Source organism: Proteus sp. HMSC14B05, from assembly GCF_001808035.1.
GTDB lineage: Bacteria > Pseudomonadota > Gammaproteobacteria > Enterobacterales > Enterobacteriaceae > Proteus > Proteus mirabilis.
Genome location: NZ_KV791984.1, coordinates 229,135 through 244,660, shown reverse-complemented (window position 1 = coordinate 244,660; position 15,526 = coordinate 229,135). Strand labels below are relative to the sequence as shown.

The following is a 15,526-nucleotide window of genomic DNA, read 5'->3' as shown; positions in this document are numbered from 1 at the left end:
AACCATTTAAATAGGCAGGGGATTGCCGTTAAAATTTGCTGGAGTATAATCAGAAAATCTACTGCGGGCGTAGTTCAATGGTAGAACGAGAGCTTCCCAAGCTCTATACGAGGGTTCGATTCCCTTCGCCCGCTCCATCTATTTACTCAACTCTATCAATCCTGATCAATGAGTTTGATCATGTATCTAAAGCTACATAAGACGACTATTATTGTGGACAGTGATATACAGCACCACTTAATGTAACGTTGGTTTGTTGACTTGAGCCACTTCCACGGTAAGCGCTTCCCGTTTGTCCTGCCCGTTGAGTTAATAATACAACCACATTTCCCCCCATTTTCCATGCTTTATTTTTTAGATCATTGCGGGCGCCTGTTTCTAGGTTGCTATTTGATGTCCAGCCACCAGTGAAGAAGTTTCCCTGACTTCCTGTGACATCACCTAAATATCGGCAAGATGCATTTGGCTCATTGTGTGTAATACGTACCATTTGTGCACCTGAGTGAAGTGAGTTGGCACTGCATGCGGTTAATAGTAATGTGGTAATAAAAATAAAGATCTTGTTCATATGATTTTCCTGAAAATCAAAAAATACAAGGCTAGTCCTTTCTATATTTGAAAGACTCATATATTGTTAATGTGTTAATAAAAGAGCTCGTTATTTATAGGGTATAGCCAGTAATATCATTGTGATAATCATCGTTGACTCAATTTATCGAGATAATCGGGCTTAAAAACGATAGCCAATACCCATGCCAAAAGTATTTGTATTTGCAAAATCGAACTTACTTGCTTCCCAAGAAAAATCGAGTGAAAGGTTAGTAAATGGCTCCATAATAAAACCTGCACCATAGGCAAATGAAGTTTCTGATTCACTAGCTCGCTCTTTATGTTTTATTTTCATCGCCGCTCCACCAATATTGCCATATAAGCTCAGAAAATTATTAACACGATAAGTGGGACCCATCATAAAGGATCCATATCTTACGGTATCATTATTCTCTTTATGTAATTTTCCATCTTCCCAGCGATAGTTGGTTATATCGCGGGTTGTTACTGTATAAGAGGCCAATAATCCCCAATTGGCATTAGATACTGCGCTAGACTCATAACGGAGCCTTACACTTAATCCCCGAAGGTCGTTACTGGCAGAGTTTTTTAATGCTCCCATATGGGTTTGAGCATAGCCGAGTGATACCGTGGTATTTTTTGTCGCAAACGCAAATGGCGTGGCGAATAATAGTGCTGACAGCATGAATAACGACAATATACGCTGCATTTAAAAACCCCTTGTTAGTAGAAAAATGACTATATCTATATCTATGGCAAATCGTAATAAGACATAATTGCGCCAACTATATAACCAGAAATGGTGAGTGAAAGTTATGAAATTAGTCTTACAGATTTTTTACTAACATTTTCAGAAAATTTAATATGCAGTTATTAAGATTGTAAGTGGTATATCAATCTTTATTTTTCAAATAATTAATAGAACTATTGTGCAGTACAAACATTATAAATTTGCTTATTTAATGAATATAAATAAGTATTATTCCCTACTTTTGTGATCCGTATTTCATTCGCTGCACCTGAGTGTAGTAGCCTAAAATGAGATAAAAAATCGCCCGCTGTATCAGTGGCAAAAATTTTCACTGAGTCAACATCGAAAGTATAAACACCCGGTTGTGGAGTATGTAGGTTATTAATGTAGATATCTCGATAGAGTACTTTTTTCACCTGTTCATTTGTGATGATGTCATACTGCAAAGTGATTCTTTTCTTTTTAAAATCAAGAACGATACTACCACTTACATTAAAATTCTTAGGTTGAATATTCGTTACTGTTTTGGCTGTGCATAAAAAGGAATCAGGATTAGGTTGGCGTTGGCGTTGTATTAATAAAATCAGTAACACAATAGCCACCGCTAAAATAAGCAATGTGCTTCCTCTCAGTATATTTCTTTTATAGTTATGCATTTGGGCTCCTCAACATTCAGCTGATTAAGACACTGAACAAAAATATTCGTATTAGGAACACGAATATAATAAATAAAATTACCATTTTGCTTATACACTTGGCTACTGAGTTCCGTATAAGCTTCTACGGCATTTTCTAAAGTACGATTATCTTTGGTGACACCATAAAATTGATAACCATTGTAGGTTCCAAGTGGAGAAAAATAGTCGGTATTCTGCTTGTTAAATAGAAATAGTAAGCTCACAAGGAACAGGATAGCACAAACTAAAAAAAACCATTCTTTACGCAGAGAAACTCGCCGAGGTATGAGTTTTGTTACCACAGGTAGTTCTATAATTGGTTCATGTGTATCATTCAACGGAGCTTCTGTTGAATAAGGGGGTTCAATTTCATCAGGAAGTTTTTCAATAGTGACAGAAAGCGTCACACCTACTTTAGGGCGAGTTAAAATAGCGGATGCCGAAAGACCTATTTTTTCAAATGAACCTCGTAATTGATTAAGTAATTTATAATAACTGGCATTAGAAACAATGACACCTTTACGTCCCCATACCCAATCAATTAAATCCTCTTTTTTAAAGAGTCCCTCATGAAAAGCACATAACAAATTACACTCAGATTCAGAAATTTTAATACTTTCATGATCGTGTGATAGTGTCATTCTATCGATATCAAGAATGACCTTATTATCAATTAAATACTTATTACTCATTACTTATACGGCCTTCTGTTAAGATATCATCATCGGACTCAGCCATAATAATCGCTGTGTTGAATATGGCTATATTAAAAGATCACAATATAACTATCATTATTTTTAATCAGTCATATTTGAAGCGAAAAATAAACAAGAGCATCATAATTCTCCTAGCATCTCATTAATCTTCCAAAGGGGATATGGTTGCCATCAAAATCACCTTATATCGTTTTATAAAAACTACAATTTTTCTCTTCCTCCTGTTGTACAGAAATTATATATCTGCCTATTAAGTGAAAAAAGATAGGTGTTTTGACCTATTTTATTTATCGTCAGCTCGTTAATGGTTGTTGGTTGTAAAAGGCGTAACCAAGCAAACATTTCTCCTGTAGTATCTGAATCAAATTTATGCACTGACTTAACGGCGAAAGTATAATTTTGCACTCCTGTACGGCTAAGAGGACTGATAATGATATCTTGAAAAAATAGCTGTTGCTCCTGTTGGTTATGTTGAACGGTATAGTGGATAGCGATTCGATTCGATTGTAAATCAAGAACCAATGTCCCTTTCATTATAAGATGTTTAGGTTTTATATAGATAGTTGATTTTGCTGTACAAATAAGATTTTGTATTTCCAGCGTATCACGTTTATAGCTGCCTAATACCCAAATTACTAGCGCGATACATCCACATAACAAAAGACATAGGATGATTAATAACGTTCTTTTATTGTCATGCATTTAGGTACCGCCGATTCAACAGGATTCAAACATTGTAAAAAAAGATCCATATTTGGCTCTCGGATATAATAAATATAGTGCCCATTTGCGCGACATATTGGTAGTGTCAGACTATCGTATGCTGCAACCACTTCTTCAAATGCCACTTTATCTGTAGTCATTTTATAAAAATGATAACTATCATAGTGACCAAGGAGCTGGAAGTGACTATGGTATCTATGTGATTCATGACCATGCACTATCAGTAACGCTATCGTAGACAGTAGAATTAGGATACTCCCCAAAATAATCAATAATTTTTTTCTGGGGATTATGCTATTGCTAGAAATTATTTTTGGTTGTTGATCCCTTGTATTCTCTAACTCTTTACTGCTTTCGTATGGTGTAGTTTTTTCCGTTACTATTGGCTCTAGTGTTACCGTTAGTGAGATACCAATTCTTGGACGAGTCACTATGTCATCTGCATTTAAACCTATAAGGGTAAAATTATTACGTATCTGATTAATAAGTTTGTAATAACTCGATTCAGAAACACAACCTGCACGGTTTTTCCAAACAAAATTAATAATATCTTCTTTCTTATATATCCCCTGATAGAAAGCAAGTAATAAATTAGATTCTGATTCCGAGATCTTAATAATTTTATTATTGTTAGCTAATATCATTTTATTGCTGTCAAATATTACTTTTTCATCAATTAAGAATTTTTTCTCATCCATAGTAAGCCTGAATTTAAATTCATCTAATACTACTATCTAGTTTTGTGCGTAGAACACTATATTAACATGGATAAAAGCAATATATTCACATTATTAACATCTCTCATATTAGGATAAAGGGCATGGATATGATTTTATAAGGTGTATTAAGATATTTATTTATTAATTATCAATGCATTATTCTTGTTTTGGGCTATTTTTTTACCTTTATTCTAACTTCTGAAATTTAACTTAATTAGTGAGTAAGAAAAAATTAAGAGTTATTCAGATGTGTTGTAAGCACTTTTATAAAGTTGTTTCTTAATCTTAGCTTAAGATTAATGTGACAAATTAATTTATTTATAGGGAAAGTTGCGATTAATGTATCAACATATAAACATTAAGGCACCCTCTGTATATAAATATAACGAGAAAATAATGTCATATAAAGTGAATAAATATATCTACTTTATCTGTTTTCTTATAGAGAGAAGTAATATTAATTAAAAATAAATATCAATAAAGGAAATATACGAATATGTTAAAAAAAACAACACTAGCTTTATTTGTTGCAACGTTCTTTCTTTCTACTAATGCATTGGCGTTATCTGATAATACTATTACTTTTCAGGGGGAAGTTTCTGATGAAACTTGTTCTGTCTCAATTAATGGTAATCAGGCAAAACCTGTGGTTATTTTACCGACTGTTAGTGCCAAGGAGCTAAAAGATAGTGGAGATACCGCAGGACAGGTAACATTTGATATTGGTCTTTCTGGTTGTACAGGTAATACAGATAAACCCACTAAAATATCGACGGTTTTTGTCGGCAATCAAGTTACCAGCAATGGCAACCTTGGCAATACGGGAAACGCTACCAATGTGGAAATTCAACTTCTGGATACTGCTCAGAAAGTTATCAATTTAACTGGTGGTTTTAAAGGTGAGGGAGATCTGCAATTAAAGCCAGGAGAAACGCAAGCCAGCGCAACTTACACTGCACAATACTATGCTACAGGTGCCGCATCAGCGGGTACTGTTGAAGCAACTCTACAATATGCGGTTTCTTATCTGTAACACCGTTATTCGGCCCGATATCACTTGTCGGGCTTTTAATCATCATGGAGTTATTAAGATGAAAAAGGATGCTACTTGCGTTGCAATTCGTTATCTCGTTACGCTAATGCTATTTATTTTTCCCATGACTATATCATGGGCCAGTGTGACTATTATTGGTAGTCGTATTATTTATCCATCAACCGCTCCTTCAGTTGATGTGCAACTAAAAAATAACGATGCATTCCCTTATATTGTGCAAACTTGGTTTGATGATGGCGATATTGATCTTAAACCAGAAAACGCGAGTACTATTCCTTTTATCTCCACCCCACCAGTGTTTCGTATTTTACCGAAATCAGGGCAGATAGTACGCATTGTTTATGGAGCTAATAAATCTTTACCACAAGATCGTGAGTCTTTATTTTGGTTTAATGCGTTACAAGTTCCTCCAGCCAATATAGGCGGGGAAAAACAAAATAAAGTCCTGGTGATGTTACGCACTCGTATTAAACTCTTTTACCGACCAGAACAGATCGGCTCACCAGATAATCTAGTCAAAAAACTCCATGTAACTATGTTTCGTGATACTAAAAAAGGGATTGGCATCACCGTTGATAACCCTAATCCATGGTTTGCATCAATGAGTAACTTAAGCGTTACATTAAATGGTACGACGCATCAACTTGATATTGAAATGATATCCCCTTTTTCTCACCATACTTTTTGGTTACCTCGCAAGCTTAATCTCAAATCACTACGAGGTACTGTTACCGTGACACTCATTAATGATCAAGGTGCAAGGATAAGTGAGCATTATCATGTTAACGAAGGTTAAATTTCACTATAAAAATATGGCCTTTATGATAGCGATTTGCTTTACCTGTCAGGCGGCGGAGGAAGAGTACTATTTTGATCCCACTCTTTTACAAGGTTCTGCTTATAGCAAAAGCATTGCCAGTATTAATGGAGGTGAAATATTGGCAGGTGAGTACATTGTGGATGTTTTTGTGAATGATACTCTCATAAAATCAAGCCTGAAAATTATTTTCAAATCCATTAATAATGGAAAACAAGTGGAACCGTGTTTACCTTTATCTTTAATGCAAGAAGCACAAGTTAAATCGCTATCAGATAAGGCGGTAGATCATGGTAAAAGTTGTCGTTCTCTTAGGCAATGGGTATCACAAGGGGAATGGCATTTTGATCGAGCTACTTTACAATTACGACTTAGCATCCCAATGAATGAATTAATTCATCGGCCACGGGGCTATATATCTCCCTCACAATGGGATAGTGGTGTACTAGCTCTTTTTTTACGTCACAATACCAATTGGACTTATACTGAAAATACAGACCAGCACTTGCACTCACAATATTTATGGAGTGGCATCAATGTTGGTAGCAATTTTGGATTATGGCAGGTGCGGCATCAAGGAAATCTACGCCATACCGATAGTCATAATCAGGGTAGCGACTGGTATTACACGAGTGTTCGTACATGGTTGCAACGGCCAATTTCTGCGATTAACAGTATCATGACACTAGGAGATAATTACACAGATCCTAGTCTATTTGGTAGTTTATTGTTTAGTGGCATAAAGTTCGCAACTGATGAACGTATGTGGCCACAAGGTAAACGTGGCTATGCACCAGAGGTGCATGGTGTAGCGGCTAGCAGTGCTCAAGTCGTGATTAAGCAGTTGGGAAAAGTAATTTATGAAACTCACGTTCCACCAGGTCCATTCTATATTGATGATCTTTATAACACAAAGAATCAAGGGGATTTACAGGTTGAGGTAATTGAAGCTAACGGAAAAATTTCACATTTTATTGTTCCTTATTCATCGGTTCCTGATTCGGTACGTCCTGGTAATTGGCATTACTCTTTTTCTTTGGGGAAGGTGAGGCAATATAAGCATGTTGATAACCGTTTTTTTGAAGGTACTGCTCAGTTTGGTATTAATAACAACCTCACCATTAATCTTGGATCGCGATTAGCCAAAGATTATTACGCCTGGTTGGGGGGCGCAGTATGGGCAACTCGCCTTGGCGCTATTGGCATGAATGCAACTTTGTCTCATGCGCGTATACAGCATGATGATCGCAAACAAGGTTGGCGTGCAGAGTTAAGTTATAGTAAAACGTTTTCTTCAGGGACTAACTTAGTTTTAGCCGCTTACCGCTATTCAACGGATGGTTTTCGTGATTTACAAGATGTACTTGGTGTACGTCGCCAACTGAAAACGGGTATTGATTACTATTCCGATATTCTTCACCAAAAAAATCGTCTTTCTGCAACAATCAGCCAGCCATTAGGCCAGTTCGGTACTGTTAATCTTAGTGCCAGTACCGCTGATTATTACCATAATCAATCGCGGATCACTCAGTTACAAATAGGTTATAGCAACCAGTGGCGAAAGTTAAGCTACGGTCTTAACCTTGCAAGACAGCGTACTACTCAGGATTATGGTGATCATTTTTATCACCATATTGATGAATTGCAAGATCAAAGCCAAAAGCAAAAATATACTGAAACAATACTGTCATTGACTCTTTCTATTCCATTTGATTGGAAAGACAACCGTACTTCGGTAGCAATAAATTATAGCCAATCACGAAACAGTCAATCTTCAACGCTATCTATTACTGGCTCTAGTGGAGATCAAAGTGATTTTTCTTGGTCATTATATGGTGGTTATGATCACCATCGTTATGGTAAGGAACATTTATCGACAAACTTTGGTGCTGGCTTTCAACAAAATACTCGCTTGGGAACACTGAGAGCAGGTTTTGATCAGGGTAAAAATTATCGTCAATTATCCCTAGGTACGTCAGGAACCTTAGTTTTGCATTCTGGTGGGATAACTTTAGGCCCTTACACTAGTGATACCTTTGCCTTAATTCATGCTGATGGGGCGCAAGGTGCTGTTGTACAAAATGGGCAAGGAGCCGTCATCGATCATTTTGGTTATGCCATTTTGCCCACTTTATCACCATACCGTCGCAATAATATCTCCCTTGATACCCGCCATATGAACCGTGATACCGAATTGTCAGGGGGAAGCCAGCAAGTTGTTCCATATTCAGGTGCAGTGGCTAAAGTCAATTTTGCAACAATTACAGGTAAGGCGGTACTAATAGACGTGAAAAAGAAAGATGGCAGTATACCACCAATGGGCGCTGAAGTGCTCAGTGATGAAGGGGCGGTAATAGGAATGGTCGGACAAGGAGGGCAAGTTTATGCCCGAATTAATCATAATTCAGGAAGACTACTTATTCGTTGGGGAAAAAGTGTTAATCAATATTGTCGAGTTCCTTACCAGATTGATTTACATTCATCTAAAAAGGTGATTTATCTAACGACAATTTGTGAGGATAAATAAACCATGTTGTATTTTCACCGAATGTTACTATTAGTTATTTGTTTCATTAGTCTGATCTTTAGCGTTGTAAGCAAAGCGGTATGTATTAAGGTAACAGATAATAGTTTTCTATCCGATAGTGCAATTAAGGCAGGCTATACTGCTCGTAACTGGTATGGTGCCTTTGATGATAATATTGGGCATTTAGGCTTACCATCTGTAATTAGTGTGAGTACCAGTAATAAATTTCAACCTGCTGGTACTGTACTAGCGAGCTCTATTGCTAATTTTCTTACATCAGCAACTCGAACACCATATAGTGCGAAACAGATCCTTTTTCGTTGTGAGCTAAAGGATGCAGGGCAACTTTATGAATTGTATTCCACCAATGGTGATAACATATTTGTGGGAGGGCGTCCGGCGAAAGAATTGGAAGGAGCCTATTATGATGTAGAACGTAATGTCGCTGTACGTATGACTAATCTTAGTACAGGAGAGTATTATAGTCGTTATTGGAAACAGCGCCAACTTACGGCAGATAGTTGGTTTCAAGATGATCACGCTATTTATATTCCTGCTAGCGCATTTAGCAATATATTGTATGAGATGATAAAAATCTCAGCCTCAGATCAGTTTATTTATGCGGGTAGAATTAATAAAGATACTTATAACCAACCTCGAGGTTATATTGCTTTTAAAGGGCCTGGCTTAGATACTTTTGCTATCCAAGAAGGAGATGATCATGCCAATAAATATTTGGGATGGCCATATGTATGGCCGGGCGCATGGGGAACTTATAATCAAGTTACTTATATTCGAGGTGCAACTTGTACAATAGAGGATTATCCCTCAATAGTTATCCTGCCTCAAATTACTGTTAGGGCACTCTCTTCAGGGCAAAGCAGTCAAGCAACATTTAGTCTTACACTTAATTGCGAATCAGGAGCAATGTCTTCAACTCACCCTACAACTAATATTGCGAATGTAGCAATGGGCTTTTTAGTTAATCAACCTACGGCGGTTGCGGCCGCCCGTCGTTTAGGTCTAACAACATCTGGTGGTGGATTAACATGGCTATTGGATACACATTATGGTGAAAAAGGCGTTGCTTCTGGGGTTGGGATCAAAATCTATGATAAACAAGGTGCTGCAATTAATTTGCTACCAGACAGGATGGTGACGGGAAGTGGAAGTACTCGAGGGTGGTATGCGTATAAAGATCTTACTACGTTTTCTGGTACAAAAGAAAATGGTTCTATAGAAACTTGGCATGGTGATTTTACTGCTTCTTTAGAAGCTCTTAGTGGACAAACCGTAACCGTGGGGAGTGTTAATGCACAATTACAAGCCGTGGTTAGTTTTCAATAAGCTAGTTATATTACTATTTCTATCAATTGGTATTGTCATATCATCATTTGCTGCGATTAATGTTGATCGAACTCGGATAGTTTTTGCAGCAAATGATATAAACCAATCACTAACACTTGCAAATGATAGTGCGATACCTATGTTGGTACAGGTTTGGTCCGATATTGGTGATATTCACTCTTCACCAGATACGAACAGAACACCACTTATTATATTACCACCTATCTTTAAAATGGCTCCTGGTGAGTTGAGGTCACTTCGTTTAGTGCTTAGTTCTCGTGATAATTTACCCACCGATAGAGAAAGTGTATTTTGGCTTAACCTTTATCAGATACCACCAGAAAACCTCGCAACACAAGATGTGTCACGAAAATTAATTTTACCACTACGTTTGCGATTAAAAGTTTTTATTCGCCCCGCAGGATTAAAAGTACCGACAGAAAAGGATGAACAGCGTCTACATTTTAGTGCTACCTCACATGGTGTGATGATAACAAACCCCACACCGTGGTATATGAGTCTAGTGATCATGACTAGCATTGATAAGCGTAGACAGCATAATATTATGCTGGCGCCCTATGAAAAAAACTATCTTGATTTACCACAATCCGTTGTTGAAGGAACTAAGATAGATTATGCCGTGATCAATGATTCAGGAAATTGGCGAGTGTATTCAACAACTTTAACAAACTGATCAATGGGAGAGAATGGGTAGAGAATATCTAAAAAAATAATATACTAGATTTAATATTTTAACTGTATGTAATTTATTAATAAATTTAATAATTCTTTGTGTTGTTGTTTTTTTTATAACATGGCAAATAATAGCCATATATTATAACTCAATCAATCATTGATGATGTCATATTAAAATAACTCAGCATTTATAGATATAAAGCTAAAAATAATGAATAACAATATAAATAGTTATAGCTATTTACTGATAGTGATGTAAATCACAACTATTTTTGGAGTATCTTTTTTATGTATTGTTCGGTTTTTTCTATTATATCTTGGTATTGTGGATGTTCAGCATAAGCATTTCTAATGGTTTTGTTTATATCATATATAACAGATTCCTTTTGTTTATTTGTTAATGTAAGTAATAGTGATTTTAAAATCACTTTTAATGCCGCAACTTCATGTTCTATGTTAACTAATTTTTTTTCCATATATTCTTCCGAGGAACTATTACGATAGCAATGCGATAATTTTGCATATTAATTAATTATTTAAGTAAATCCAAGTAAAAAATGTATTAGTACAGAAAGAACGTTTTTACAGATGCGCTTTATCTAAAGAGCTCTATTTTATTAACTTAATCACTGGAGGATAAAGATAGAGTGTAAGAGGTTATATTTGACTTAAGTAATAGAAAAGAGTGAACGTTATTTTAGTAAAAAGAAGAGCATAGGATGCAATATTGTGCATCCTATGATGTTAAATTGGTGGGGAAACCATTAAAATCATATAATGAGTCTATGCTTGGATAAGTTTTTTCACATATTGCTCAGTAAGATTTATAACTTCATTGTGATGTGGATATCTGCTTGAAGTATCTTCAATAACTAAAGATATATTGCCTAACATATCGCGTCGTTGCTTATCATTTAATGCACAAAGTAGAGATTTAGTGACTATTTTTAAAGCAGCGAGCTCGCATTCGATTTCTCTTAAGTTGTTATCCATGATTTACCTGTCAGTATCTAATGGATTATTAATATAAGTAATTTTTTTATATATCACAATTATAGAAAGAGATTATTGAGAGATATAACGCACAATATGTTTAATAGGAGCAAGATGTGTGAAATGAGTGATAATAATTATTTCTCCCTTGTTTTGGTAACTAAAGTAATATCTAATTTGTTAATTTTTATGAGCTAGATAGAAAGAATAACATAATGATTTTATTGATTGTTTTTTTAATTGCGCTAACTAATAGACTAAAAATACCATACCATTTACTATTTTAAATAGATTATTAAATGTCATTTTTATACATGGGTTACTTGCTATAATAAAGTTAATTATTATTAGGAGGTACTATTTAAATATTGATAATTAATAGTTAATTATATTTTATTGATTGGTTAGCAAGTTAGTTTTACTTTCCCTCTTTTTAAAATAAGACAGAGTGTAATTATTATAAACCACACTCTGTGAAATCTATTTAGGATTATTTTAAGCTATTTTTGATTATGCTTTACAAAGTTAATATAGCTATTAACCCAGTTTTGCATAAAACCTGCTGTTTTTTCAGAAAACTGACCGTTTTCTACCATTCCATCATACCATTTTAAAAAACATTCTGGTTGATTTAAGGTTGGCATATTTAAAAATGCTAATGAATTACGCAGGTGCTGTTGTGCAATAGCAGTACTAATATTACCGATTGAAACACCGATGATCCCAGCAGGAATACTATCCCATGCATTAGTACCATAAGGGCGAGAGGCTTGATCTAACGCATTTTTTAGCACACCAGGGATTGAGCGGTTATATTCAGGTGTTACGAAGATAATGCCTTGGCATTGCTTAATTTGTTGCTTAAACTCGACAACGGCTTCAGGTGTTTTGTCGTCATCATCTTGGTTGTAGAGAGGAAGAGTACCGATATCAAGGAACTGAAAAGTAAATTCTTGAGGAAATAGCGAGATTAATGCTTTTGCTGTTTGTTTATTATAGGAATCTTTTCTTAAGCTTCCGACTACAACACCAATGTTAAAATGACTCATCTTAACTCTCCTATATTGAAGGATAACAATGAATATCAATTACTATTTTGATATTCATATTTTGATTTTATCCTGATAATAGAAAACAGCAACAAAATAAAAGTAATTATAACACATTAAAAGAGTATTATTTTACACCTTATAAAGGTAATTAAATGATAAAATTAGATGTTATTATTTTTCTGATTATCTGCTATTATCTTCATTGTGTAGAAATAACTGCTTCTAACACGACAACATTTTTCCAATTAAAAATACCGATACTCATTTAATGATGATTTTAATGTGACGGATGCAATGTTGTAAGAAAAAATAATGAAATGAAAGGATAGGAGCCGTTATTGTCATTTATGCGCTAGGTTATTGACTTAGTACGCAATAGACAATAGAAAATTATAATAAGATAGCTTAAAATGCGATACTACATACGCTCTTATTTAGACTGATCGGAATTAAGGAAAAATGATGTCCTTATTGAAAAATAAAAACAATGTTTTAGCTCTGTCTATGGCAGTTACTGTTCTCACACTATCGGGATGTAGCATTTTATCTGGTGATAGCCAACCTGTGGAGGTAGTGCCAACACAAGTGAAATCCACGGTAACTTCACCTGCTGATAATAATTATCAACAGATGAACGTAGGGGAGCAAAAACTGGCATCACAAACGGCATGTATCAAGCAACTTGATTCTTTAAAAACATTTTCACCAGCAGAGTATAAATCTATGGTGGATGAATTTAAGGAAATCAGTGAAATTAATGCGTTATACCGTAGTGTTGAAAATACAGCCAGTAAAGATAGCTTAGCATTATTAAAAATGAGTATCGAATCTAAGACCGAAGTACTATGTGCTAAAGTGCGCTATCTTTCGGTTATGTCTGTGAATTCGACATTGAAGAAATTAGGTGAATAATTACTATGAAATTAAAGCAGAGTGCTTGTCTCGCTTTTATGATGTTTCCGGCGCTGTCTTTTGCTAATAATGAGTTTAATTTTGTCATTGAAGATTTTGACCGTTATTTAGAAGCACAACAGCCCGTTGATATTAAGCCTGAACCCTCTGCAACAATTTCATCTTCATCTACTCCCGATCAGCGTAGTGGAACGGTGCGTTCCACTGTGACATTAAAGGAAAAGCCACCACAAAAACCACAACAAAAAATTCAGCCTAAACAGCCTGTTGTACGGAATGAACATCAAACCGTGGTACGCAATGAGCATCGGCCAGTAGTGGCGACTCCCTCTGTACCTCAGGTGACTTTGTCTGAACAATGCTCTGTGGTATCTACAAATACCAACAAAATAAACAGTGATTACACTCATTATTTAACACCACTGCTTTCGTTTGTACCGATTAAACCGCAATTTACCCCTGAGGACTTGAATCGGTATTATCAAAGTAAATCCGTGGTCTATAATCCTCTAATGCTTTATACGCGTAAGCGTTATCCAGGGCAGCCATATCAGTCTACTGATAATACTTTATTAGATTTTATTCCAAATACAGTGTATTCAGTGACTGAAATACCTTTTCATTTTTTATATCAATTTAAACGTTCTTTGCTTGACCATAAGCAACCTCTCTTTAATAAAGAGCTATTAAATCGTTTAGCAAATACTCGCGAAAAATATCAACGTCTGTATCAGAAATTTACTGAACAAACCGCGTTATTAACCGAAAGTTTAACTAACCTGCAAACCGCAGAAGAAAAAGTTCAACAATTAACAGCGGAATTGGCAAAAACGCAAGATAAACTGGCTGTAGCGAATAATTTACTTAATGATGATAGCCTAAAACAGTCTGTGGCTAAGTTAAAAAATGAATTAGCACAGTCTAAAAAAGAGCAGGATACCTTGCTTGCACAATTAGCTGAAAAAGATCAGTTGCTGTTTGATGCGACAGAAAAAAATAAAGTATTAACTAAACAGCAAGAAGATTTTGATATTCAGGCACAAAAATTAAATCAATTGACTACCCATGTTGCTCAACTTGAGCAACAAAAACAGCAGCTACAATCACAATATGGGCAGGCTCAACGGTTATTAACAAATAACAGTGCTAAAAAAGAGATTGAGGTACTACAAAATTCTTTAACTAATTTATCAGCAGTGCGTCAATCTTTAGAAAATCAATTAGCTAAAAACAAAGCCTCTTTTGAAGCTACTCTAGCTAAGAATAATCAGTTAATTGATACCCAACGCCAACAGATAGCTCAACTTAACGATCACATAAAAAAAATAAACCAAGAGCAACAACAGTTAAATCATTCGTTAGTGACTCTTCAACAACAAAAAGCACAAGCAGATGATAAATTAACACAGATCCCAGCGTTGAAGCTTGAGTTACAAAATAAGGTTAATGAATTAGCTGAGCTGAAAAAAAGTTTATCTACGGGCGAGGAAGCTTTTGATGCTTTGATTTCAGAAAAAAATGGTGCAATCGCTAAATTAGAGAAAGCTCAGGCAGATCTCGCCAATAAGTATCAAGCATTGGATACCCAATTTAAAGAGAACAATACCACCATTGGGCAACTTAAAGAGAGCAAAATAGCGAACGATAACGCTTATGCTCAATTAGAGAAACAACTAGCAGAAAAACAATCGCTTACTGATAAATTAACGACACAATTAACACAAGCTAAAGATCAGTTAGCAAAACAAAATTCTGAAAGTAACCAACTAATTGCTTCATTAAAACAGCAGCAAGTAGAATCGACGGCTCAATTTAAGCAACAAGAAAGTGTTTTAGCGAATTCTCAAAAAGAGTTTAATGAAGTCTCTAAGCAGCTTGAAGCTCAGCGTGCGCTAACGAAAACACTTGAAGAAAAAGAATTAAAATTAAGTGAGCAACTAAAAGAAAAAGAGAGTGAAATTAAAAAAATAAA

General features: G+C 35.3%; 16 protein-coding genes and 1 tRNA gene. 8 read left to right on the top strand and 9 right to left on the bottom strand.

All coding sequences use genetic code 11. The features are described 5' to 3' along the window. Nucleotides 1-63 precede the first annotated feature (63 nt). Nucleotides 64-137, top strand: a tRNA-Gly gene (locus HMPREF3129_RS08070). 71 nt (nt 138-208) lie between these two features. Here HMPREF3129_RS08070 and HMPREF3129_RS08065 read toward each other — a convergent pair. The 6 genes from HMPREF3129_RS08065 to HMPREF3129_RS08040 form a co-directional block, all read right to left on the bottom strand. Next, on the bottom strand, nt 209-568 hold the full coding sequence (locus HMPREF3129_RS08065; protein ID WP_017827173.1) for a DUF4156 domain-containing protein: 360 nt from the start codon (nt 566-568) through the stop codon (nt 209-211). Nucleotides 569-730: 162 nt separating this feature from the next. Continuing rightward, on the bottom strand, nt 731-1,279 hold the full coding sequence (locus HMPREF3129_RS08060; protein WP_017827172.1) for an Ail/Lom family outer membrane beta-barrel protein: 549 nt from the start codon (nt 1,277-1,279) through the stop codon (nt 731-733). A 215-nt stretch (nt 1,280-1,494) separates the two neighbouring features. Next, a complete protein-coding gene (locus HMPREF3129_RS08055) occupies nt 1,495-1,977 on the bottom strand; it encodes a hypothetical protein (protein ID WP_004244020.1) in 483 nt (160 codons plus the stop codon). Then, nucleotides 1,950-2,690 carry a winged helix-turn-helix domain-containing protein gene (locus HMPREF3129_RS08050; protein WP_036918780.1) on the bottom strand — a complete coding sequence of 247 codons (741 nt, stop codon included), beginning with the start codon at nt 2,688-2,690 and terminating at the stop codon, nt 1,950-1,952. Before HMPREF3129_RS08050 ends, HMPREF3129_RS08055 begins: the two co-directional genes overlap by 28 nt. Nucleotides 2,691-2,915: 225 nt before the next feature. After that, a complete protein-coding gene (locus HMPREF3129_RS08045; protein ID WP_004244018.1) occupies nt 2,916-3,416 on the bottom strand; it encodes a hypothetical protein in 501 nt (166 codons plus the stop codon). Beyond that, on the bottom strand, nt 3,389-4,135 hold the full coding sequence (locus tag HMPREF3129_RS08040; RefSeq protein WP_036918778.1) for a winged helix-turn-helix domain-containing protein: 747 nt from the start codon (nt 4,133-4,135) through the stop codon (nt 3,389-3,391). Before HMPREF3129_RS08040 ends, HMPREF3129_RS08045 begins: the two co-directional genes overlap by 28 nt. A gap of 517 nt (nt 4,136-4,652) precedes the next feature. Here HMPREF3129_RS08040 and HMPREF3129_RS08035 point away from each other — a divergent pair. From HMPREF3129_RS08035 to HMPREF3129_RS08015, 5 genes are read left to right on the top strand one after another with little or no spacing between them, the layout of a single operon-like run. Further along, nucleotides 4,653-5,189, top strand: coding sequence for a fimbrial protein (locus tag HMPREF3129_RS08035; RefSeq protein WP_004244016.1), 537 nt, complete (start codon nt 4,653-4,655; stop codon nt 5,187-5,189). 58 nt (nt 5,190-5,247) lie between these two features. Further along, on the top strand, nt 5,248-6,006 hold the full coding sequence (locus HMPREF3129_RS08030; RefSeq protein ID WP_017827170.1) for a fimbria/pilus periplasmic chaperone: 759 nt from the start codon (nt 5,248-5,250) through the stop codon (nt 6,004-6,006). Then, complete coding sequence (locus HMPREF3129_RS08025) at nt 5,990-8,554, top strand: fimbrial outer membrane usher protein (protein ID WP_036918776.1); 2,565 nt, start codon at nt 5,990-5,992, stop codon at nt 8,552-8,554. The genes HMPREF3129_RS08030 and HMPREF3129_RS08025 overlap by 17 nt, the downstream gene beginning before the upstream one ends. Before the next feature lie 3 nt (nt 8,555-8,557). Beyond that, nucleotides 8,558-9,901: a fimbrial usher protein StbD gene (stbD, locus tag HMPREF3129_RS08020; RefSeq protein ID WP_026164610.1), complete on the top strand. Its 1,344-nt coding sequence runs from the start codon at nt 8,558-8,560 to the stop codon at nt 9,899-9,901. Beyond that, nucleotides 9,867-10,595, top strand: a complete 729-nt coding sequence (locus tag HMPREF3129_RS08015; protein ID WP_004244011.1) for a fimbrial assembly chaperone — start codon at nt 9,867-9,869, stop codon at nt 10,593-10,595. The genes stbD and HMPREF3129_RS08015 overlap by 35 nt, the downstream gene beginning before the upstream one ends. Nucleotides 10,596-10,863: 268 nt before the next feature. Here HMPREF3129_RS08015 and HMPREF3129_RS08010 read toward each other — a convergent pair whose 3' ends face one another. From HMPREF3129_RS08010 to HMPREF3129_RS08000, 3 genes are all read right to left on the bottom strand, one after another. Further along, nucleotides 10,864-11,073 (bottom strand): sigma-S stabilization anti-adapter protein IraP, encoded by a 210-nt coding sequence (locus HMPREF3129_RS08010; RefSeq protein ID WP_004244007.1) that lies wholly within the window; start codon nt 11,071-11,073, stop codon nt 10,864-10,866. Nucleotides 11,074-11,380: 307 nt separating this feature from the next. Further along, nucleotides 11,381-11,590 (bottom strand): hypothetical protein, encoded by a 210-nt coding sequence (locus tag HMPREF3129_RS08005; protein ID WP_004244005.1) that lies wholly within the window; start codon nt 11,588-11,590, stop codon nt 11,381-11,383. 500 nt (nt 11,591-12,090) lie between these two features. Continuing rightward, a complete protein-coding gene (locus HMPREF3129_RS08000) occupies nt 12,091-12,639 on the bottom strand; it encodes an NADPH-dependent FMN reductase (protein WP_036918774.1) in 549 nt (182 codons plus the stop codon). A 462-nt stretch (nt 12,640-13,101) separates the two neighbouring features. Here HMPREF3129_RS08000 and HMPREF3129_RS07995 point away from each other — a divergent pair, with 462 nt between their 5' ends. Further along, on the top strand, nt 13,102-13,554 hold the full coding sequence (locus HMPREF3129_RS07995; protein ID WP_036918772.1) for an outer membrane protein assembly factor BamD: 453 nt from the start codon (nt 13,102-13,104) through the stop codon (nt 13,552-13,554). Between the two features lie 5 nt (nt 13,555-13,559). Beyond that, on the top strand, nt 13,560-15,526 hold a 1,967-nt coding region (locus HMPREF3129_RS07990), incomplete at its 3' end, for a sugar transporter (RefSeq protein WP_254668240.1).